Consider the following 20,874-nt stretch of genomic DNA (forward strand, 5'->3'; position numbering starts at 1 on the left):
AACTCTAAACAGAGTCCTGCGCAATGGTGAAGGGTTGCGCCGATAAAACTTCGGAATCAGTTGCGCAGGGGCTTGCCAACGTTCCGTTCCACAGGTCAAGATCGGGCCCATGACGACCATCCGAGGTGTGGCCAACGGGGCCAGCGGCACCAACGGGGCCAAGCGGCCCCGTCGCAGCGGCGTCAACCTCGACGACGTCTCCAAGACGATCATCGAGCTGCTCCAGCAGGACGGCCGCAAGTCCTACGCCTCGATCGCGACCGAGGTCGGGCTGTCCGAGGCGGCGGTGCGCCAGCGCGTGCAGCGCCTGCTCGACGCCGACGTCATGCAGATCGTCGCCGTCACGGACCCGCTCCAGGTCGGGTTCCAGCGTCAGGCGATGATCGGCCTGCGGGTCACCGGCGACATGACGGCCGTGGCCGCCGCGCTCTCCGACATGGACGAGGTGTCCTACGTCGTGACGACTGCGGGCAGCTTCGACGTCCTCGCCGAGGTCGTCTGCGAGGACGACGACCACCTCCTCGAGCTGCTGACCAAGCGGATCCGCACCCTCGAGGGCGTGCTCGCCACCGAGACGTTCGTCTACCTCAAACTCAACAAACAGCTCTACAACTGGGGAACACGATGAGCATCAACCCGAACGAGGTCTGGGAACCGGCGTCGGACCAGCGCACCCCTGCGGGCACGCTGTTGTCGGATGCCGCACGCGATCACCTGTGGATGCACTTCACGCGCCACTCGGTGTTCGAGGACCCCGGGGACGGCGGCCTGGGCCACTCCGTGCCGATCATCACGCGCGGGCAGGGCTGGAAGATCTGGGACGACCGCGGCAACGAGTACATCGACGGACTCGCCGGCCTCTTCGTCGTCCAGGTCGGCCACGGTCGTGAGGAGCTCGCCGAGGCGGCGGCCAAGCAGGCCAAGGAGCTCGCGTTCTTCCCGCTGTGGAGCTACGCGCACCCCAAGGCCATCGAGCTGGCCGAGCGTCTGGCGGCCCACGCGCCGGGCGACCTCAACCGCGTCTTCTTCACCACGGGCGGCGGCGAGGCCGTCGAGACCGCGTGGAAGCTGGCCAAGCAGTACTTCAAGCTGACCGGCAAGCCGACCAAGCACAAGGTGATCTCCCGCGCCGTCGCCTACCACGGCACGCCGCAGGGCGCCCTGTCGATCACCGGCATCCCGGCGGCCAAGGAGATGTTCGAGCCGCTCGTGCCCGGCACGTTCAAGGTGCCGAACACCAACCAGTACCGCGCCCCCGAGCACCTGCGCGACGACGAGAAGGCCTTCGGTCGCTGGGCCGCCGACCGCATCGCCGAGGCCATCGAGTTCGAGGGCCCCGACACCGTGGCGGCCGTCTTCCTCGAGCCGGTGCAGAACTCCGGCGGCTGCTTCCCGCCGCCGGCCGGCTACTTCGAGCGGGTCCGCGAGATCTGCGACGAGTACGACGTGCTGCTCGTGTCCGACGAGGTCATCTGCGCCTTCGGCCGCATCGGCTCGATGTTCGCCTGCGACGACTTCGGCTACGTGCCCGACATCATCACGTGCGCCAAGGGCATGACGAGCGGCTACTCCCCCATCGGCGCGATGATCGCGAGCGACCGCCTCTTCGAGCCGTTCAGGAAGGGCACCGACTACTTCCCGCACGGCTACACCTTCGGCGGCCACCCCGTCTCCTCGGCCGTGGCCCTGGCCAACCTCGACATCTTCGAGCGCGAGGGCCTCAACGCCCACGTCAAGCAGAACGCCCCCGCGTTCAAGGCCACCCTCGAGAAGCTGCTCGACCTGCCGCTCGTCGGCGACGTCCGCGGCGCCGGCTACTTCTACGGCATCGAGCTCGTCAAGGACAAGAAGACCCGCGAGACGTTCAACGACGCCGAGTCGGAGCGGCTCCTGCGCGGGTTCCTGTCGAAGGCGCTCTTCGACGCCGGCATCTACTGCCGCGCCGACGACCGTGGCGACCCCGTCGTCCAGCTCGCACCGCCGCTCATCATGGGCCAGGAGCAGTTCGACGACATCGAGTCGCGGCTGCGTTCGGTGCTCACGGAGGCGGAGAACCACCTCTGACGCGTCGCGCCCGTCGCGCTCAGCGTCAGGACGTCGGGTTGCGCCAGGGAGGGGACGCTGCCCGAAGGGGCCGGTCACCGAGGAACGGTGACCGGCCCCCGGTCGTTCCCCGAGGTACGTGACCGGCGACCGTCGCCGGCACCCCGTCGCCACATGTGACGCCGACGCAAGGAGACGACATGGGATTCCTCGACCGACTGCTGGGCCGTGAGCCGCAGTCCCGAACCGCCGCACGCGGGCCCGGATGGGGTGGGGCCCCGAGCGCTCCCGCCCCGACCGGTGCGCCGTACGCCGCTCCGGGGGCCGACCCCTATGCGGTGCCCGCACCGCGCGGCGGTGCCTCCACCGAGGACGAGCGCGCCATCGCCCGGTACCGCTACCTGCTGCGCACGGCGCCACCTGAAGACCTCGAGCGCGTCCACGCCGACGCGTTCGCGCAGCTGTCCCCCGAGCAGCGCCAGATGGTGCTGCAGCGGCTGACCGAGGACCTCCCGGAGTCCGAGCGCCCGCGCAGCGACCAGCCGGCCGACCTCGCCCGGAGCGCCACGCGGGCCGAGCTGCGCCGGCCCGGCTACCTGCAGGGAGCCTTCGCCGGTGGCGGCCGCGGCATGGGCGGCGGGATGGGGATGGGCGGCATGATCGCGGGTTCGATGCTCGGCACCATCGCCGGCGTGGTCGTCGGCTCGATGGTGGCCGACGCCCTCTTCGACGGCTACGACCAGTCCCCCGAGGCCGCGCAGGCCGGCGAGGGCGACGGCTCGTCCGACGCGTCCGACGCCGGTGGCGCCGATGCAGGTGGCGCGGGCGACACGGGTGGCGACACCGGTGCGGGTGACGCCGGTGGCGACGTCAGCGCGGCCGGCGAGGGCTTCGGCGGCGGTGACCTCGGCGACTGGGGCGGTGGCGGCGACCTCGGTGGCGACTTCGGTGGCGACTTCGGCGGCTTCGGCGACTTCTGAGTCGACTCCCGCATCGAGACCCCTGACGGGGCCGCCCACCCGGCGGCCCCGTCAGACGCCGGCGAAGGCGTGGAAGAGGGCTGCGACGGCGAGGATGACCGGGATCGAGGCGAAGGTGCTGACGAAGATGACGTCGCGGGCAAGGTTGACCTCGCGGCGGTAGCGCACCGCGTAGGTGAAGATGTTCTGCGCCGTGGGCAGTGCGGCCGTCACGACGACCGCGAAGAGCGCCTCGCCGCGGAGCCCGAGGGCCAGGCCGACGCCGAGCGCGACGGCCGGCATGAGCAGCACCTTGAGACCGACGATGGCCCACACGTGCTCGGCCGCACGGCCCGTGGCCGGTCGGGGGCCGCGACGCAGCGAGATGCCGAACGCCACGAGCATCGAGGGCACCGCCATGCGTCCGAGCAGCTCGATGGGGTCGGCGACGACCCGCGGCAGCTGCACGTCGAACACGGCGATGAGCAGGCCCGCGATGGCACCGAGGGTGATGGGGTTGCTGAACATCCGGCGCAGCGATCGGAGCAGGCGCGGCCGCTCCCCGCGGGCGTCGCTGTCGAACAGCGCCATGTACACGGGCGTGATGACGAGCAGCTGCATGAGCAGCGTCGGGGCGACCCACGCGACGTCGCCGAGCACGTAGAGCGCGATGGGGATGCCGAGGTTGCCGGCGTTGACGTACGCGGCGGACAGGCTGCCGACGAGGCGGGAGCCGAGCGTCCCTCCGGCCCAACGGAACCGGGCGATCGCCACGTAGATGCCGACGATCACGGCGAAGCTGATGAGCGACGTGACGAGGTTGGCCGACAGGACGGCGTCGAGGGGCGTGCGCTGCATGACGGTGAGCAGCAGTGCGGGCGAGGCGACGTGGAAGGCCAGCCGCGAGAGGGTCACCTGGGCGCTCTCGTCGAGGACGCGTCGGTCGGCGAGCAGCCAGCCGCCCGCGACGATGATGGCGATCGTGGCGAAACCCTCGAGGACACCGAGCACGCCGTGATCCTCGCAAAACCGGCACGGGCCCGTGGCACCGGTCCACCACCCGGCGCGCCGTCGCGCCACGCCGTCGCAGGCGTCGTCGTCACGGCAGGATGGCGCCATGGAGATCGAGAGCCTCGACGCGCTGGAGGACCACCTCGACGACGGCACGCCGCTCGGGGGCCTGCGCCTGCAGGGGCTCGACCTGTCGGGGTACGCCCTGCGGTTCGCCGAGCACACCGACCTCACCGGTCTCGTCGTGCTCGGGGGCACGGTACCCACCGACGTCGCCGAGGTGCTCCTGCGTCGCGGCGCCATCGTCTTCCCCGGCGTCGCCGACGCACCGGTCGACCCGTGGCGGGGCCTCTACCGGCCCGAGGACCTCTACTCCGGTCTCGAGCGCGGCTACGAGGCGACGCCCGACGCCCGTGCCTACCGGTGGTTCGTCGACGCCCACCTGCGCACCGACGCCTACTGCACCCTCGTGCGGGCCATCCACGACGACACCGTCACCGACGACCTCGACGAGCTGGTGGCCGGGCGGTCGGTCGTCGGCGTCATGGGCGGGCACCGCGTCGAACGGGGCACCGACGCGTACGCAGCGGCCGCGCGTCTCGGCCACCGGCTGGCCTCGGAGGGCCACCTCGTCGCCACCGGTGGGGGCCCGGGCGCCATGGAGGCGGTCAACCTCGGGGCACTGTGCCGCGACCCGGCGCGGCTCGAGGACGCCCTGGACCGCCTGGCCGCGGTGCCGACCTTCCGCCCGTCGGTCACCGACTGGGCGCGCCTGGCCCTCGACGTGCGGGCCGACGTCGTCGGCGACGAGCCGCGGGTGCCGACCGACCTGCTCGGCCCGACGGCACGCTCCCTCGGCATCCCGACGTGGTTCTACGGGCACGAGCCGCCGAACGTCTTCTGCGACGCGGTCGCCAAGTACTTCTCGAACGCGATCCGCGAGGACGGGCTGCTGTCGCGCAGCACCGCCGGGATCGTCGTCCTCGGAGGCGCGGCGGGCACGGTGCAGGAGATCTTCCAGGCCGTGACGCCGCTCTACTACGCCCTCGACGACGCGCCGCTGCCGCCGCTCGTGCTCGTCGGCCGGCGCCAGTGGACCGTCGACGTGCCGGTCTGGCCGACGCTGAATGTCCTCGCCGCCGACCGCCGGATGGCCGGCTCGGTGCACCTCGTCGACGACATCGGGGAGGTCCCCGCTCTGCTCACTCCGGCGTCGTGAGCACCGGCGCCAGGGCGTCGAGAACCGAGGCGTCCTCGATCGTCGCCGGAACGGCAGCGTCCTTGCCGTCGGCCATCTCGCGCATCGTCTTGCGCAGGATCTTGCCCGAGCGCGTCTTGGGCAGCGCCGCCACGATGTCGACGCGGTGGAGGGAGGCGACGGGCCCGACCTCCGCACGCACGCGGGCCACGAGCTCGCGCCGGATGCGCTCGCCCTCGGCCTCGGCGTCGATGCCCGACTTGAGCACGACGAGGGCGCGCGGCACCTGGCCCTTGAGGTCGTCGTGGACGCCGATGACGGCGCACTCGGCGACGGCCTCGTGACCGGCGAGCGCGGCCTCGAGCGAGCCGGTGGACAGGCGGTGCCCGGCGACGTTGAGCACGTCGTCGGTGCGACCCATGACGAAGAGGTAGCCGTCCTCGTCGAGGTAGCCGCCGTCGCCGGTCAGGTAGTGCCCGGGATAGGCCGCCAGGTAGGACGACACGTAGCGGTCGTCGTCCTGCCAGAGCGTCGGCAGGGTGCCCGGCGGCATCGGCAGCCGGAGGCAGATCGCGCCCTCGGTGCCGGCGGGCACCTCGTTGCCCTCGCCGTCGAGGACACGCACGTCGTAGCCGGGCACCGCGACGGTCGGTGAGCCGGGCTTGATCGGCAGCAGTCCGATCCCCTTGGGGTTGGCGGCGATCGGCCACCCCGTCTCGGTCTGCCACCAGTTGTCGACGACGGGTACGCCGAGCGCGGCCGAGGCCCACTCGTAGGTGTCGGGGTCGAGCCTCTCCCCCGCGAGGAAGAGCGCCCTGAAGCGCGACAGGTCGTGCTCGGCGACCTTCGAGGCGGTCGAGTCGTCCTTCTTGATGGCGCGGAAGGCGGTGGGCGCCGTGAAGAGGCACACCGCGTCGTAGTCGGCGATGACGCGCCAGAAGGCCCCGGCGTCCGGCGTGCCGACGGGCTTGCCCTCGTAGAGCACGGTCGTGGCGCCGGTCAGCAGCGGCGCGTAGACGATGTAGGAGTGGCCGACGACCCAGCCGACGTCGCTGGCGGTGAACATCGTCTCGCCCGGCCGGACGTCGTAGACGTTCTCCATCGACCAGCGCAGCGCGACGGCGTAGCCACCGCTGTCGCGGTAGATGCCCTTGGGCTTGCCCGTCGTGCCGGAGGTGTAGAGCACGTAGAGCGGGTCGGTGGCCGCCACGGTGGTGCAGTCGGCCGGCTCGGCGTCGTCGTACACCTCGTCCCAGGTCATCTCCTCCCAGTCGGTGTCGCGCTGGCCCACGTCGGCGGGCGACTGCTCGCGCTGGAGCACGATGACCGACTCGGGCTTGTGGCTGCTGCGGTCGAGGGCGGCGTCGAGCATCGGCTTGTACTCGACGATGCGCGTGGGCTCGACTCCACAGCTGGCCGACACCACGACCTTCGGCTCGGCGTCCTCGATGCGCGCTGCGAGCTCCTGCGGGGCGAAGCCGCCGAAGACGACCGAGTGCACCGCCCCGAGCCGCGCGCAGGCCAGCATGGCGACGACGGCCTCGGGGACCATCGGCATGTAGATGACGACCCGGTCGCCCTTCTCGACGCCGAGCCCGGCGAGCGCACCGGCGAAGCGGGCGACGCGGTCCAGCAGCTCGGCGTAGGTCAGCGTCGCCTTGGCCCCGGTGACCGGCGAGTCGTAGTGCAGGGCGGGCTGGGCGCCGCGCCCCGCGGCCACGTGCCGGTCGAGGGCGTTGAAGCAGACGTTGAGCTCGGCGTCGGGGTACCAGCGGTAGAACGGCGGTGCCGTGTCGTCGAGGATGCGCGTCGGTGGTGTGACCCAGTCGATCGCCCCGGCTGCCCGGGCCCAGAACGCCTCGGGGTCACGCAGGCTCGACTCGTGGAGGTCTCGGTAGGCCGCGAACGCGGCTGTGGTGCCGTCGGTGCCGTCGCTGGTCATGGCCTCACTGTGCCGCCGGTGCGGCCTCCGCGCCAGAGTCCGTGCGCCGAGGTGACCCATCTGACAGCCGAGCGGTCGTGATCGCCACGCACATCAGGGCCGCCCCGAGGCAGAGCGCGCCGGCCACGTACCAGGCGAGGTCGTAGGTGCCGAGCTGGTCGCGGGCGAGGCCCGCGCCGACCGCCGCGACGGCCGCGCCGAGCTGGTGGGAGGCGAACACCCAGCCGAAGACGATGGGCGCCCGCTCTCCGTAGGCGAGGCGGCACAGGGCGATCGTCGGGGGCACCGTGGCGACCCAGTCGAGGCCGTAGAAGAGCACGAACGCCAGCATGTTCGGGTGCATGCGGTCGCTGAAGAGCGACGGCAGCAGGAACAGAGAAGCGCCGCGGAGCGTGTAGTAGGCGGCGAGGAGCACCCGCGGGTCGACGCGGTCGGTGAGCCAGCCGGAGAATACGGTGCCGAGGATGTCGAAGACGCCGACGAGGGCCAGCAGGCCGGCGGCCGTCGTCGTCGGCATGCCGTGGTCGTGCGCAGCGGGGATGAAGTGGGTGCCCACGAGGCCGTTGGTCGACGCGCCGCAGACGGCGAAGCTGCCGGCGAGCAGCCAGAAGACGCGGGTGCGCGACGCGTCGCGCAGCGTCTCGAGGGCCAGGCGCGCCGGGTGGCCGGTGGGCCGGGGCGGACGGCCGACCGGGGTTCCGGCCGGCGCGCCGTAGGCGGTGATGCCGAGGACGCTCGGGTGGTCGTGCAGCTTCCACAGCACGAGGGGCACCACGGCGAGGGCGGCCGCGGACGTCGTGACGGCGGCGGTGCGCCAGCCGTGGTGCTCGGCGAGCCAGGCCAGGAGCGGCAGGAAGACGAGCTGGCCGGTGGCCCCGGCCGCGGTGAGGATGCCGGTGACGAGCCCGCGCCGCGCCACGAACCAGCGCCCCGTGACGGTGGCGACCAGGCCCATCGACATCGCGCCGGTGCCCATCCCCACGACGATCCCCAGCACAGGACCAGCTGCCACGACTGCGTCATCCAGATCGGCAGGAGCGAGCCGACGCTGACGAGGACCAGCGCGACGGCGACGACCCGCTGGATGCCGAGCCGCTCCATGAGGGCCGCCGAGAAGGGGGCCGCCAGACCGAAGAGGACGAGGTTGACGGAGACGGCGGCGCCGATGACGCCCATCGGCCAGCCGAACTCCTCGTGCAGCGGCGTCATGAGCACGCCGGGGGTCGAGCGGAAGCCGGCGGCGCCGATGATCGTCAGGAACGTGACGAGGGCGACCCACCAGGCGGGGTGGACGCGTCGGGTGGCGGAGGCGCCCGGGGCCGGTGCGGCGGCGGAGCGGTCGGTGAGGGTCACCGGGCCACTGTGCCCGCTCTGCCCTTCGCGCGACGAGTGACCAGATGGACAACATGTGCAAGGATCTGGCCATGACCTGCCACGCCGGCCGTGATCCGCACCGCGTCGTCGTCCTCGCCCTCGAGAACGTCGTGGCCTTCGAGCTCGGCCTGCCCCACCGGTTCCTGCGCGCCGCAGCCCTCGACCCCGGCTGGCCCGGCCCGCTGACCGGCGCTCCCCTCCCGTACGAGGTGTCGATGTGCACCCTCGACGACGGCCCCGTCACCACCTCAGCCGGCTACCAGGCGCTGCCCACACACGCGAGCTCCGTTCTGGCAGAGGCTGACACGGTCATCGTGCCCGGCATCTACGGCGGCATCGTCGACACCGGCCGGGTGCCTGACGCGCTCCGCGACCTCGCGGCGACGGTGCGACCGGACACCCGCTGGATCTCCATCTGCACCGGGGCGTTCGCCCTCGCCGGCCTCGGGCTGCTCGACGGGCGCACGGCGACGACGCACTGGTGCCACGTCGACGCGTTCCGCCGGTACTTCCCGCGGGTGACCCTCGACCCCGACGTCCTCTACGTCGACGAGGGCGACGTGCTCACCTCCGCCGGCAACGCGGCCGGCATCGACCTGCTGCTGCACCTCGTGCGCTCCGACCTCGGCGCCGAGGCGGCCAACCGGGTCGCGCGCAGCGCCGTCGTCGCACCGTGGCGGGCCGGCGGCCAGGCCCAGTTCATCGACCGGCCCGTGCCCGAGGAGGCCGACGCCGGCACCGGCCCGACACGCGTGTGGGCCCTCGAGCACCTCGGCGAGCCGCTCGGCCTCGCCGACCTCGCGCGGCACGCCGGCATGAGCGTGCGCACCTTCACGCGTCGGTTCCGCGAGGAGGCCGGCGAGACGGCGGTGACGTGGCTGACCCGCGCCCGCGTCGACCGGGCCCGCCACCTGCTCGAGACGACCGACCTGCCGGTCGACCGCGTCGCGGCCGAGGCAGGGTTCGGCACGACGGCCTCACTGCGCCAGCACCTCTCGGCAGCGGTCGGCGTCTCTCCCCTGGCCTACCGGCGCACCTACCGCGCTGCCGAGAGCGCCTGAGCGACAAGGCCGCCCGGCTCGGACCCAATCCGCGTCAGGAGGTCGTGCGGCGCGCCCACGGCAGCGCTCGCCGGTCGTACACGACGGCGAGCCGACCCAGCGCCACGGCCGCCAGCATGAGGCCGAAGTCGCGCAGGGCGATGTCGCCGTACCCGCCCAGGAGCAGCAGGTTCACGATGATCCCCGCCAGCCATGCGGCGACGACCGGCGCCCCGAGACGCGGCCACACCGCGACGACCACGCCCGCCGCGATCTCGACGGCGCCGACCACGTACATCGTCTGGTGCACGGTGAAGGGCGACAGATGGGCGATCTGCGGTGCGAGGTAGCGGTCCCAGTCGGCGAGCAGGTGGGCGAACTTGTCGGCGCCGAAGACGATCGGGGCCACGGTGAAGGCGGTGCGCAGCACGAGGTAGGCCTGGCGGGCGGGATCCGGGCGACTGGCCGCGGGTGTGGCGTCGATGAGGTCACCGGGTCTCGACGGGGCGGGGTGCGTGTGGGACATGGAGGCTCCTCTTCGAGTCGGATGTGGTGGACGGCTCGCCACCCGTGCCGCGCGAGGCGCCTGCGGGTTGCGACACCTGCTTGGTGTCCGGTCCGGGCGGGGTCTTACCGCGGCGGGTAAGGGCGTCGACGTCCGTGACACCAAGGAGGTATGACCATCCACTCGACCCGCGTCGCCGGGTGCGGGGCCGCGGGACCACCCGTCGACGTGACGGTGTGGCGCCGGTGCCGACTGCTCGAGGCCGGCTTCGACGCCGACCTCGCGGGCCGGCTCGCCGCGGACCGACGCGTGGACGTGCACGCGCTCCTCCAGCTCGTCGACCGCGGCTGCCCGCCGGTACTTGCCGCGCGCATCCTCTCCCCGGAAGGATCGACCCCGTGACCATCGCCGACGCCGACGGTGCCGCACGGACGGCCCTCGAGGCCGCCGTGCGCCCGCCCGCAGGCCTCGCGCGTCCGGACGGGGGACGCGACTGGGCGGCCGACCTCGCCGGGACAGGCGCACGCCGCGAGGAGGCACTCCGCGAGCTGCGCGGCCTGCTCGTCAGGGCGTGCCGACACCAGGTGTGGCACCTGCGGGGCCAGCTGCCCGGGGTCGGCGCGGCGGTCCTCGACGAGCTCGTCGAGGGCGCGGCCGACGAAGCTGTCGTCGCGGTGCTGGCCAGACTCGACACCTTCGAGGGCCGCAGCCGGTTCACGACGTGGGCCTACAAGTTCGGCGTCCTCCACGCGGCCAACGAGGTGCGGCGCCGGGCGTGGGCGACGCGTGAGGTGTGCCTGCCCGACGACGCAGCGTGGGCCGACAGCATCTGGACCGACACGGCCCCCGGTCCGGAGCACCTCGCCGAGGCCGCCGACCTCGCCGCGGCAGTGGCGTCGGCCCTCGCGGACGCGCTCACGCCCTACCAGCGTCGGATCGCCGTCGCGCTGCTGCTCGACCACGTGCCGATCGACGTGCTCGCCGACCGACTCGGCACGACGCGCGGGGCGCTGTACAAGACCCTCAGCGTGGCGCGTAGCCGGATCCGCCGCCACCTCACGACCACTGGACACCTGTCACCGGCCGGCTCACCAGCCGGCAAGCCGGCCAGCAGGGAGACACCATGACATCCACACCACGGCCACTGACGCCCGACGACGTCCGGGCGCTCACCCTGCCGACGGAGCCGTGGCTGTCGTGCGAGGACTGCTTCGCCCTCGCCGACCGGTACGCCGAGGCCCTCGTCGAGGACCCCGACACCGGGCAGCTGCCCGAGATGCTCGTGCACCTGCGCGCGTGCGCCGCCTGCGCCGAGGAGGCCGAGTCGCTGGTCCGGCTCGTCGCCTCGGACGTCGGGGTCGACCCCACGCCGGCCCTGGCACGCCTGCGCGGCTGACCGGCGGCTCGGGCGTCAGGCGGTGGCGGCGGCGAGCTGGCCGCAGGCGCCGTCGATGTCCTGGCCGCGCGTGTCGCGGATCGTCGTCGGCACGCCGTGGGCGCGCAGCCGCTCGACGAAGTTCTGCTCGACACCGGGGCGCGAGGCCGTCCACTTCGAGCCCGGCGTCGGGTTGAGCGGGATCGGGTTGACGTGCACCCAGCCCTTGCCCCGGGCGGCGAGCTTCTCGCCGAGCAGGTCCGCGCGCCAGCCCTGGTCGTTGATGTCGCGGATCAGGGCGTACTCGATGGAGACGCGCCGACCGGTGACCTCGTAGTACCGGTAGGCGGCGTCGAGGGCCTCGTCGACCTTCCACCGCGTGTTGATGGGCACGAGCTCGTCGCGCAGCTCGTCGTCGGGCGCGTGCAGCGAGAGCGCGAGCGTGACCGGGATGCCCTCGGCGGCGAGCTTGTCGATGCCGGGCACGAGGCCGACCGTCGACATCGTGATACCGCGCGCCGACATGCCGAGGCCGTCGGGCGCCGGGTCGGTGAGGCGTCGGATGGCGCCGATGGCGGCCTTGTAGTTGGCCAGGGCCTCGCCCATGCCCATGAAGACGACGTTGCTGACGCGCAGCGGGTGCTCGCGGTCCTCGTCGTCGCCGCCCGCGAGCTCGCCGCGGCGCAGCGCCCGGGCGGCCCACACGACCTGCTCGACGATCTCGCCGGCCGACATGTTGCGGGTCAGGCCGGCCTGGCCGGTGGCGCAGAACGGGCAGTTCATGCCGCACCCGGCCTGGCTCGAGATGCAGATGGTGACGCGCTTCGGGTAGCGCATGAGGACCGACTCGACGATGGCGCCGTCGTGCAGGCGCCACGCGTACTTCATCGTCTGGCCGTCGTCGGCGACGCGCTGCACGATCGGCGTCAGCAGCGTCGGGAGCAGGTCGGTGACGAGGTCGGAGCGCACGGCCTTGGGCAGGTCGGTCATCTGCTCGGGGTCGTCGACGAGGCGCTCGAAGTAGTGGGTCGAGAGCTGCTTGGCCCGGAACCCCTTGTGGCCGAGGCCTTCGACAGCCTCCTTGCGCTCGGCGGGGCTGAGGTCGGCGAGGTGGCGCGGCGGCTTGCCGCGGCGCGGGGCGCGGAAGGTCAGCTGGCCGGGCTCGGGCCGGTCGGCCGTCGGCTCGGGCAGGGGCACGGTGGTCGGCGCGTGAATGTCGGTCATGGCGGGCCCATTCTCGCAGGCCCGGCCGCAACGGCCCAATGCCGCGCAGTGACGACTCAGGAGGGCTGTGCGGCGAGCAGCGTCAGCACGGCCCACACGATCGGCGCGACGACGACGAGCGAGTCGAGCCGGTCCATGATGCCGCCGTGGCCCGGGAGGATGTTCGACATGTCCTTGATGCCGAGGTCGCGCTTGATGAGCGACTCCATGAGGTCGCCGACCGTGGCCGCGACGGCCACCCCGACGCCGAGCAGGACGCCGATGACCCACGCGTGATCGAGGAAGAAGTGGACGGTCAGCGCACCGCCGACCATGCACAGCAGGACCGAACCGGCGAAGCCCTCCCACGACTTCTTGGGGCTGATCGTCGGGGCCATCGGGTGCTTGCCGAAGAGGACGCCGGCCGCGTAGCCGCCGACGTCGCTGCACACCGTCGTGATGAGGAAGACGAACACCCGCCCGACGCCGTCCTCGGCCGACAGGAGCATCACGGCGAACCCGACGAGGAAGGTCGGGTACGTCGCGACGAACATGCCGCCGAGCACGTCGCGCCCGGCGCCGTCGAGGCGTCCGGTGCCGCGCCAGAGCACGACGGCGAGGCAGGTCAGCGCCCACGCCACCGTCAACGCGCCGGGCCCGTGCACGTAGGCGGCCCAGGCCATGCCGACCGAGCCGGCGAGCGCCGGGATGATCGGGGCGTGCACCCCGGCGTGCCGCAGCGCGCCACGCATCTCCCAGATGGCGACCCCGACGGCGATCACGACGACGACGAGGAAGGACACCTTGGCCAGCAGCAGCGTCGCGACGATGACGACGCCGAGTCCGACCCCGACGCCGATCGCGGCGGGTAGGTTGCGCCCGGCACGGCTCGGGCGCTTCTCGATGACCTTCTCCGGAGGCAGGCCGGCGACGTCGTCGAGCGCGGGGTCGTAGGGCACGGGTTCGAGCAGCCCGTCGCCGTCGTCGGCGTGCGCCGCGGACGCGTGGTCCTCGGGCTGCGACGGCGAGTCGGTCGTCATCATGGGGTGGAGCCGCGAGGTCAGACCTCGAGCAGCTCGGCCTCCTTGGCCTTGACGAGACCGTCGACGAGGTCGGTGTGCTTCTTCGTGAGGCCGTCGAGCTCCTTCTCGGCGCGCGAGCCGTCGTCCTCGCCGACCTCGCCGTCCTTGACGAGCTTGTCGAGGTCGGTCTTGGCCTTGCGGCGGATGTTGCGCACGGAGACGCGGGCGTCCTCGGCCTTGCCGTGGGCGAGCTTGATGTACTCGCGGCGGCGCTCCTCGGTCAGCTCTGGCATGACGCACCGGATCTGGTGGCCGTCGCTGCTCGGGTTGACGCCGAGGTCGGAGTCGCGGATCGCCTTCTCGATCTCGTGCATCGCCGACTTGTCGAACGGGATGACGAGGATGGTGCGCGGCTCGGGGTTCTGGAACGAGGCGAGCTGCTGCAGTGGCGTCGGGGCGCCGTAGTACTCGACCGTCAGCTTGTTGAACAGGCCCGGGTTGGCGCGGCCGGTGCGGATGCCCGCGAAGTCCTCCTTGAGGACCTCGACGGCCTTGTCCATCTTCTCCTCGGCCTCGAACATCGTCTCTTCGATCATGGCGGTGTGGCTTCCTCGTCCCTCGGGTCGGGTGGGCTTGCGGTGTCTGGGTGCCGCGGGTGGGTCCGCGAGCGGGTGGTGCTCGGGTGTCGGGGTGGTCAGGCGTTGGTGACCAGCGTGCCGATCCTCTCACCGAGCAGGGCACGGGTGATGTTTCCCGGGCCCTCCATGCCGAAGACGATCATCGGCAGCTTGTTCTCCATGCACAGGCTGAACGCGGCGGCGTCGACGATGCGCAGGCCGCTCGCGAGGCCCTCCTCGAAGGTCAGCGTGTCGTACTTCGTGGCGGTCGGGTCGGTCTTCGGGTCGGCCGTGTAGACGCCGTCGACACCGCTCTTGGCGATGAGCAGGGCGTCGCACTTGGTCTCGAGGGCGCGCTGGGCGCTCACGGTGTCGGTGGAGAAGTACGGCATGCCGGCGCCGGCGCCGAAGATGACGACGCGCATCTTCTCGAGGTGGCGGATGGCGCGGCGCGGGATGTAGGGCTCGGCCACCTGCTGCATCGCGATCGCGGACTGCACGCGCGTCTCGATGCCTTCCTTCTCGAGGAAGTCCTGCAGGGCGAGGCAGTTCATGACCGTGCCGAGCATCCCCATGTAGTCGGCGCGGGTGCGGTCCATCCCGCGCTGCTGCAGCTCCGCGCCGCGGAAGAAGTTGCCGCCGCCGATGACGACGGACACCTGGACGCCGCCGCGGACGGCCTCGGCGATCTGCTTGGCGATCCCGGCCACGACGGCGGGGTCGAGGCCGATGGCTCCGCCGCCGAACACCTCACCGGAGAGCTTGAGCAGGACCCGGTGGAACGGGGTGGTCTGGGCGTCGGTCATGGGCGCGGGGCCTCCTCGTGGGATGCGATCGCAGGGTCGATCGATCTTTCCACATCCCGTCGGGATCGACTGCATCGAGCCCCGCACCGGGCGGCGTCAGGCTCCCAGCACTCCCGGCAGAGCCTGCGCGAGCCGCACGTAGTCGTCCTCGTCGTTGTACGGCGCGGCCGCGAGGCGCAGGTACCCGCGTCCCTCGAACGCGACGGGCGGCACGACGAACCCGGCGGCGTGCAGCCGCTGCCACAGGGCTTCGGCCTCCTCGGTCGAGGAGGCGACGCCGTCCGGCAGGGCGACCAGGTGCAGGCACGGCGCCGACGGCAGTCCGCCGTGCGGCGAGGCGGTGCCGAGGACTCCCCGGACGTGCGCCGCTCCGCGCAGGAGCAGCTCGGCGTTGCACGCGACCTGGTCCCAGCCACCGAGGTCGCTCCACGCGGCGAGCCCGTCGGGCACGACGACCCATGCGGAGTGGTCGACGGTGCCCTGCAGGTCGAAGCGCTCCGGGTAGGGCAGGCCGTGGCTCCACGACGTCACGAGCGGGCGCAGCCGCTCGCGGTGTTCCCGCGCAGCCCAGAGCGTCGCGGCTGCGCGTGGGGTGTACGCCCACTTGTGCAGGTTGCCGGCCCAGAAGGCGACGCCCATGGCCTCGACGTCGAGGTCGGGCAGCGCACCGGGGACGTGGGCGGCGTCGACGAGGACGGGCACGGGTGCCACGGCGGCGGCGACCTCGGCGACGGGGAGCACGAGCGCGGTCGGAGAGGTGATCTGGTCGATGACGACGAGCCGGGTGCGCGGGGTGACCGCTGCCGTGAAGGCGGCGACGACATCGGCCGGGTCGGCGTCGACCGGGAACGACGCCGTGCGCAGGGTCGCGCCGCGCGCCTCGGCCGACCAGCCGGCCGTGAGGTACCCGTGGTTGCTGACGACGACGTCGTCGCCGGGCCCGACGTCGAGCCCCTGGAGCACGACGCCGACGGCCTCGGTGACGTTGCGGACCAGCGCCGTCGAGTCATCGGGGACCCCGATGAAGGCGGCCGCCTCGCACCGGGCGGCGGCCAGCGCGTCCGGCAGGTCGTCGCGGAACGCGCGCATCGGCGCACCCTCGATGCGGGTGCGGGCCCGGTCCTGGGCCTCACGCACCGACCGGGGCACCGCACCGAATGCGCCGTGGTTGAGGTGGGTCAGGGCCGGGTCGAGCTCGAACTGCTCGGCGATGTCACGACGCACCCGGCCATCCTGCCTCAGCGGACCAGGCCGGTCCTCCGCAGGGTGGCGCACCGGTCCGCCTCGGCGCCGGAGGCCGGGGCGACGCCGAGCGCCGCGGCCCGCGAGCGGCCGAGGTTCCAGGCGAGCGCGTCGTCACCGGCGGCCGGGTCGGAGGTGACGACGCAGGCCGAGACCTCGCGGGGCAGGCCGGCGACGATCGTCGGGGCGGCGTCGGGGCCGAGCGTCGACAGGTAGGCGACGTCGAGGTTGCCCGTCGCGGCGTAGCGGTCGATGTTGCGCTGGGCCACCCAGGCCTCGGGGTTGAGGAGCCCGCCGACGAGGACGAACGCGGCCACGGCCATCACGGCGGCGCGCGGCAGCCACCAGCCCTCGAGCCGGGCGCCCGCGATCATGACGAGCACGACGAGCAGCCCGAGGAGCAGCTCGAAGGCGACGACGAGCAGCCGCAGGACCGTGAAGCCGTAGGCCTGCTGGTAGAGGTCCATCCGGTGCAGGGCCGACCCGACGACGACGAGCGTCAGGACGCTGAGGGCGCCGAGCACGACGCGCAGCACGAGGCGGTCGCGGGCGTTCTCGCGCGGGGCCTTGCGCACGGTCAGGGCGACGGTCGCGAGCGTCAGCAGCGTTGCGGCCGTGAGCTGCCCGAAGCCCTGGTGCACGTAGTCGGCGTAGGTCAGGCCGGTCGTGCGCTGCACGTAGTCGTGCCCGCCGAAGAGGGCCGCGGCCTGGGCCACGACGAAGCCGACGAAGACGACGACGACCATCCCGACGGGCACGACCCACTCCCAGGCGCGGGCGACCGGGCGCCCTTCCGGCACGACGACCCGCTCGACACGCGGCGGGTTGAGGGCGACGTAGGTGGCTGCGAGCAGGGCCCCGCCCATGACGAAGCCGACGAAGAACCGGAAGATCAGGCTGTCCCACGCCAGCTGCGGCACGAGGTGGCTCGCCCACGAGCCGAAGATCGCGTCGCCCGAGGCGAAGAGCCCGCCGAACACGACGAGGGCGACGAGGGAGATGGCGGCGGTGCGCACGACCGGCCACACGATCGTGACCCGGCTCGTGGCCGCGACGGTCCGCCCGAGAAGGGGCAGCCCGCGAAACGCCGCGAGCGGTCCGGAGGCGACGGCGGCGACGATCGAGGTCAGCGGCTTCGCGCCGGTGAGGGCCGTGGCGGTCAGCACGAGTCCGACGAGCACGGCCAGGACCATGAGCCACGGCGCGGCGCGCAGCACTGCGAGGGACGCGAGCGCGACGCACACGACCGCGGTCGTCACGGTCCACCGGCTGCGCCGCCGCTCCGTCGTGCGCCACAGCACGACGCCACCGACGACGAGCACGGTGAACAGGGCCACGCCCATGTTGCGGTAGGGCAGGAGCACCGCCGAGAGGATGCCGACACCGACCGCGGTGAGCAGCAGCCGTGTCTGCGGGCGCAGGCCGGACTCGGGCCAGAGGTCACCGAAGAGCGTGTCGACGAGCGGCCCGGGCAGCGCCACCGGCCGGGTGGCCGGATGCGGTGAAGACGGTGACGACGGCGGCGGCAGCAGCGGGGGCTGCAGCGGTGGCGCACCCGTGGCTCCGGCCGGGGTCGGGCTGGGCGCGGTCGACATGACGGTCTCCTTCGGTGGGGTGGTTCGTGCAGCTGACGGTGCGGAGGTCGGTGCGGAGGCTGACGGTGCGGAGGTCGGTGCGGAGGCTGACGGTGCGGAGGTCGGTGCGGCGGCTGACGCGGTGGGTGACGCGGCCGGAGGTGGTGCCGGTGGCGGCACGGGGTCGCCGACCTCGGGTCGACAGGGCAGGACGGCGCGCACGCGGGCGCCCGGGCGGCCGGGCTCGGCCGGCAGCGCCTGGATCGACCCGCCGTGCAGCTCGCACACCCAGCTGGCGATGGCCAGGCCGATGCCGGTGCCGCCGCCGGCGTCGTCCCCCGATCCGAAGCGGTCGAAGACGCGCTCGGCGCGCTCGGGCGGGATGCCGGGGCCCTCGTCGGCGACCTCGAGCCACCAGCGGTCCGCACCCTCCCGGCCGGCGCTGACGGTCACGGTGCCGTCGACCGGACTGTGCCGGGCGGCGTTGTCGAGCAGGTTGGCGAGCACCTGCGCGAGGCGGGCCGGGTCGGCGGTGACGACGAGGTCGGCCGGCTCGACCGACACCACGTGCCGCACGCTGCGCGGGCCGCGGACGCCGCCGGACCCACCAACCGCGCCGGTCGCGCCGACGCGCGCCTCCCCCACGGCGCGCTCCACGAGGTCGGCGAGGCGCACGGGCGCGAGGGTGAGGCGGTCGACTCCCCCGTCGACGCGGCTGAGGTCGAGCAGGTCCCCGACGAGCGAGCCGAGCCGCTCGGCCTGCGCGAGCGCGGTGCGCAGGACGGCGTCGTCGGGGCGCACGACGCCGTCGACGAGGTTCTCGAGCAGGGCCTGCTGGGCCGCGAGCGGCGTGCGCAGCTCGTGGGACACCGTGGCGACGAGCTGGCGTCGCTGCTGGTCGGCCGACGCGAGGTCGCTCGCCATGGTGTTGAAGGCCTGAGCCAGGGTGCCCACCTCGTCCGACGACGTGGCGGTGACGCGTCGGGAGTAGTCGCCCGTGGCCATCCGGGCCGCGGCGTCGGTCATCTCGCGCAGCGGGGAGGTCATGCCGCGGGCGAGCCACTGGGTGACGCCGAGCGCGGCGGCGATGGTGACGGGCACGGTGAGCCAGCCCGGCACGCCGGCCCGGTCGCCGATCTCGGCCACGACGATGGCCGCGACGATGCTCGCGCCGACGAGCAGGCCCAGCTTGGCCTTGACGGAGCGGACGCCGTCGAGCGGGCGCTCGGTGTTGAGGTGCGGCCTGGGATGCGCGTCGGCGTCCGGCTGGGAGCGCGGTGTCGCGGGAGCACTCACGACGCGACCGTCCCGAGCGCGTACCCGACGCCGTGGACGGTGCGGACGCGGTCGCCACCGATCTTGGCCCGCAGCGCCTTGACGTGGCTGTCGAGCGTGCGGGTGCGACCGGCGTCGGCCCAGCCCCACACCTCGCGCATCAGCTCGTCGCGGGTGCGCACGACGCCGGGCTCGGCCCACAGTGCGAGGAGCAGGTCGAACTCGAGCGGCGTCAGGTGCACGTCGGCGCCCTCGACGGTGACGCGTCGGGACCCGCGGTCCACGACGAGCGCGCCGAGCACGAGCAGCTCCGGCTGCGCGGTGGCCAGCTCGCGGGCCCGCTCCACGCGGCGCAGCAGGGTGCGGATGCGGGCGACGACCTCGCGCATCCGGAAGGGTTTGGTGACGTAGTCGTCTGCGCCGACGCCGAGCCCGACGAGCAGGTCGGTCTCGTCCGCGCGGGCCGTCAGCATGATGACGGGGACGGGCCGCTCTGCCTGGATGCGGCGGCACACCTCGAGGCCGTCGAAGCCGGGCAGCATGAGATCGAGGAGCACGAGGTCGGGCCGGTGCTCGTCGTGCTGGGCCACGGCGCTCGGACCGTCGTAGGACTGGACCACCCGGAAGCCCTCTGCCACAAGGCGGTCCGTAAGGGCCTGGTTGATCGTGACGTCGTCCTCGACGACGAGCAACGTCGTCTGCCCGGCCGCCGGTGCCGCACTCCCCTGGTTCATGCCTCGAGCGTAGGAGCAGCAGCCCGCAGGCCGTGCGGGCGACATGTGGAGATCGTGTGAAAGGCCCGGAGCGTGCCGGGCTCAGATGAAGAGCAGCTGTGCGCCCTCGGTCTTCTCGATGAAGTCGCTCGCCGAGATGATCCCCTCGACGCCGTCGTAGAGGTCGGCCTCGGTCAGGTGGTTCATGTCGGCCGACATGCGGCAGGCCCAGAGGTGCACGCCCGAGCCGGACAGCATCTCGAGGAACTCCGGCACGTCGGGCACGTCGAGCTCGGCGATCTGCTTCTTCATCATCTTCGTGGCCAGGCTCGTGGCACCGGGCAGGGCGCCGAGCATGTGGTGGATCCCCATGCTGCTGTGGCCCGGCGGGTGCATCGCGGTGTTGCCGACGAAGCTGAACTTGAGGTCGTCCATCGTCGCCTTCGTGATGATGTCGAAACCCCAGAAGGTGAAGAACAGGTGCGTCTCGACCCCCTCCCCCACGGCGGCGTTGGCCAGGATGAGCCCCGGGTAGACCATGTCGAGGTTGCCCTTGCTGCAGATGATCGCCAGCCTGCGTCCCGAGCCCTCGGGCTCGTCGAACGTGGGGACCAACGGGGCGGTCGTCGGTGTCGTCGTGGTGGTCATCACACGCATCCCTTCGGCTTGGGCAGGCCGGCGACGTAGGCCAGCTTCTTGGCCGGCTTGCCAGGGAACAGGGTGAAGAGGGTCTTGACCGGCACGCCGGTGCGCGTGCTGACCCGGCGCAGCGTCGCCGTCTGGCCTTCCGCCTCGTAGTCCTCGCGGAGGAACCGGACGAGCCGGCGGTGCTCGTCGGTCATCTCGATGCCGATGAGCCGGGCGAGCTCCTCGCCGAGCTCCTCGGTCCACTGCGAGGGCTCGATGAGGAAGCCCTCCTCGTTGACGTCGACCTGCCGGCCGGCGATGGTCGTCGTGGTCATGGTGGTGGACCTT

Annotated in this window: 20 protein-coding genes and 1 pseudogene; 8 read left to right on the forward strand and 13 right to left on the reverse strand. The window is 72.7% G+C overall.

Annotated features, from left to right (window positions below; translation table 11 throughout):
- Nucleotides 1–109 precede the first annotated feature (109 nt).
- The 3 genes from AC3A5R_RS01835 (at nucleotide 110) to AC3A5R_RS01845 (ending at nucleotide 3,023) form a co-directional block, all read left to right on the forward strand.
- Nucleotides 110–628 (forward strand): Lrp/AsnC family transcriptional regulator, encoded by a 519-nt coding sequence (locus AC3A5R_RS01835; RefSeq protein WP_487619081.1) that lies wholly within the window; start codon nucleotides 110–112, stop codon nucleotides 626–628.
- Nucleotides 625–2,064, forward strand: a complete 1,440-nt coding sequence (locus AC3A5R_RS01840; protein WP_487619082.1) for an aspartate aminotransferase family protein — start codon at nucleotides 625–627, stop codon at nucleotides 2,062–2,064. The genes AC3A5R_RS01835 and AC3A5R_RS01840 overlap by 4 nt, the downstream gene beginning before the upstream one ends.
- Nucleotides 2,065–2,243: 179 nt before the next feature.
- A complete protein-coding gene (locus AC3A5R_RS01845) occupies nucleotides 2,244–3,023 on the forward strand; it encodes a hypothetical protein (protein ID WP_487619083.1) in 780 nt (259 codons plus the stop codon).
- 51 nt (nucleotides 3,024–3,074) lie between these two features.
- Here AC3A5R_RS01845 and AC3A5R_RS01850 read toward each other — a convergent pair whose 3' ends face one another.
- Nucleotides 3,075–4,013 (reverse strand): AEC family transporter, encoded by a 939-nt coding sequence (locus AC3A5R_RS01850; RefSeq protein ID WP_487619084.1) that lies wholly within the window; start codon nucleotides 4,011–4,013, stop codon nucleotides 3,075–3,077.
- A 106-nt stretch (nucleotides 4,014–4,119) separates the two neighbouring features.
- Here AC3A5R_RS01850 and AC3A5R_RS01855 point away from each other — a divergent pair, with 106 nt between their 5' ends.
- Entirely contained in the window at nucleotides 4,120–5,232 is a 1,113-nt protein-coding gene (locus tag AC3A5R_RS01855) for an LOG family protein (protein ID WP_487619085.1), read from the forward strand.
- On the opposite strand, the gene AC3A5R_RS01860 is transcribed toward AC3A5R_RS01855, so the two are convergent.
- Both AC3A5R_RS01860 and AC3A5R_RS01865 read right to left on the reverse strand, forming a co-directional pair.
- On the reverse strand, nucleotides 5,216–7,153 hold the full coding sequence (locus AC3A5R_RS01860; protein ID WP_487619086.1) for a propionyl-CoA synthetase: 1,938 nt from the start codon (nucleotides 7,151–7,153) through the stop codon (nucleotides 5,216–5,218). The two genes, AC3A5R_RS01855 and AC3A5R_RS01860, sit on opposite strands and share 17 nt — an antisense overlap.
- Nucleotides 7,154–7,157: 4 nt before the next feature.
- A pseudogene (locus AC3A5R_RS01865) lies at nucleotides 7,158–8,506 on the reverse strand (MFS transporter).
- Between the two features lie 71 nt (nucleotides 8,507–8,577).
- Here AC3A5R_RS01865 and AC3A5R_RS01870 point away from each other — a divergent pair.
- Nucleotides 8,578–9,588 (forward strand): GlxA family transcriptional regulator, encoded by a 1,011-nt coding sequence (locus tag AC3A5R_RS01870; RefSeq protein WP_487619087.1) that lies wholly within the window; start codon nucleotides 8,578–8,580, stop codon nucleotides 9,586–9,588.
- A 34-nt stretch (nucleotides 9,589–9,622) separates the two neighbouring features.
- Here AC3A5R_RS01870 and AC3A5R_RS01875 read toward each other — a convergent pair whose 3' ends face one another.
- Nucleotides 9,623–10,093 carry a hypothetical protein gene (locus AC3A5R_RS01875; RefSeq protein ID WP_487619088.1) on the reverse strand — a complete coding sequence of 157 codons (471 nt, stop codon included), beginning with the start codon at nucleotides 10,091–10,093 and terminating at the stop codon, nucleotides 9,623–9,625.
- Nucleotides 10,094–10,243: 150 nt separating this feature from the next.
- Here AC3A5R_RS01875 and AC3A5R_RS01880 point away from each other — a divergent pair, with 150 nt between their 5' ends.
- Genes AC3A5R_RS01880 through AC3A5R_RS01890 form a run of 3 tightly spaced genes read left to right on the forward strand, consistent with a single transcriptional unit; the run spans nucleotide 10,244 to nucleotide 11,468 of the window.
- Entirely contained in the window at nucleotides 10,244–10,474 is a 231-nt protein-coding gene (locus AC3A5R_RS01880) for a hypothetical protein (RefSeq protein WP_487619089.1), read from the forward strand.
- Nucleotides 10,471–11,199: a sigma-70 RNA polymerase sigma factor region 4 domain-containing protein gene (locus tag AC3A5R_RS01885; protein ID WP_487619090.1), complete on the forward strand. Its 729-nt coding sequence runs from the start codon at nucleotides 10,471–10,473 to the stop codon at nucleotides 11,197–11,199. Before AC3A5R_RS01880 ends, AC3A5R_RS01885 begins: the two co-directional genes overlap by 4 nt.
- The gene (locus AC3A5R_RS01890) at nucleotides 11,196–11,468 is read left to right on the forward strand and encodes a hypothetical protein (protein ID WP_487619091.1); all 273 of its coding nucleotides are present in this window, start codon (nucleotides 11,196–11,198) and stop codon (nucleotides 11,466–11,468) included. Before AC3A5R_RS01885 ends, AC3A5R_RS01890 begins: the two co-directional genes overlap by 4 nt.
- A gap of 15 nt (nucleotides 11,469–11,483) precedes the next feature.
- Here AC3A5R_RS01890 and rlmN read toward each other — a convergent pair whose 3' ends face one another.
- The 9 genes from rlmN to AC3A5R_RS01935 all read right to left on the reverse strand — a co-directional run bounded on the left by rlmN (nucleotide 11,484) and on the right by AC3A5R_RS01935 (nucleotide 20,861).
- Nucleotides 11,484–12,671, reverse strand: coding sequence for a dual-specificity RNA methyltransferase RlmN (rlmN, locus tag AC3A5R_RS01895; RefSeq protein WP_487619092.1), 1,188 nt, complete (start codon nucleotides 12,669–12,671; stop codon nucleotides 11,484–11,486).
- Nucleotides 12,672–12,727: 56 nt separating this feature from the next.
- Nucleotides 12,728–13,693, reverse strand: coding sequence for a phosphatidate cytidylyltransferase (locus AC3A5R_RS01900; protein ID WP_487619093.1), 966 nt, complete (start codon nucleotides 13,691–13,693; stop codon nucleotides 12,728–12,730).
- Nucleotides 13,694–13,710: 17 nt separating this feature from the next.
- Nucleotides 13,711–14,268, reverse strand: coding sequence for a ribosome recycling factor (frr, locus tag AC3A5R_RS01905; protein ID WP_076259774.1), 558 nt, complete (start codon nucleotides 14,266–14,268; stop codon nucleotides 13,711–13,713).
- A gap of 98 nt (nucleotides 14,269–14,366) precedes the next feature.
- On the reverse strand, nucleotides 14,367–15,095 hold the full coding sequence (gene pyrH, locus AC3A5R_RS01910; protein WP_076259775.1) for a UMP kinase: 729 nt from the start codon (nucleotides 15,093–15,095) through the stop codon (nucleotides 14,367–14,369).
- Between the two features lie 96 nt (nucleotides 15,096–15,191).
- A complete protein-coding gene (locus tag AC3A5R_RS01915) occupies nucleotides 15,192–16,319 on the reverse strand; it encodes an aminotransferase class V-fold PLP-dependent enzyme (RefSeq protein ID WP_487619094.1) in 1,128 nt (375 codons plus the stop codon).
- A 14-nt stretch (nucleotides 16,320–16,333) separates the two neighbouring features.
- Entirely contained in the window at nucleotides 16,334–19,207 is a 2,874-nt protein-coding gene (locus AC3A5R_RS01920) for a DUF4153 domain-containing protein (protein WP_487619095.1), read from the reverse strand.
- Complete coding sequence (locus tag AC3A5R_RS01925) at nucleotides 19,204–19,920, reverse strand: response regulator (protein ID WP_487619096.1); 717 nt, start codon at nucleotides 19,918–19,920, stop codon at nucleotides 19,204–19,206. The genes AC3A5R_RS01920 and AC3A5R_RS01925 overlap by 4 nt, the downstream gene beginning before the upstream one ends.
- Nucleotides 19,921–20,001: 81 nt before the next feature.
- Nucleotides 20,002–20,547 (reverse strand): DsrE/DsrF/DrsH-like family protein, encoded by a 546-nt coding sequence (locus AC3A5R_RS01930; protein ID WP_487619097.1) that lies wholly within the window; start codon nucleotides 20,545–20,547, stop codon nucleotides 20,002–20,004.
- Nucleotides 20,547–20,861 (reverse strand): TusE/DsrC/DsvC family sulfur relay protein, encoded by a 315-nt coding sequence (locus tag AC3A5R_RS01935; RefSeq protein ID WP_487619098.1) that lies wholly within the window; start codon nucleotides 20,859–20,861, stop codon nucleotides 20,547–20,549. Before AC3A5R_RS01935 ends, AC3A5R_RS01930 begins: the two co-directional genes overlap by 1 nt.
- Nucleotides 20,862–20,874 lie beyond the last annotated feature (13 nt).

This window comes from Intrasporangium sp. Soil_C_50, assembly GCF_057656595.1.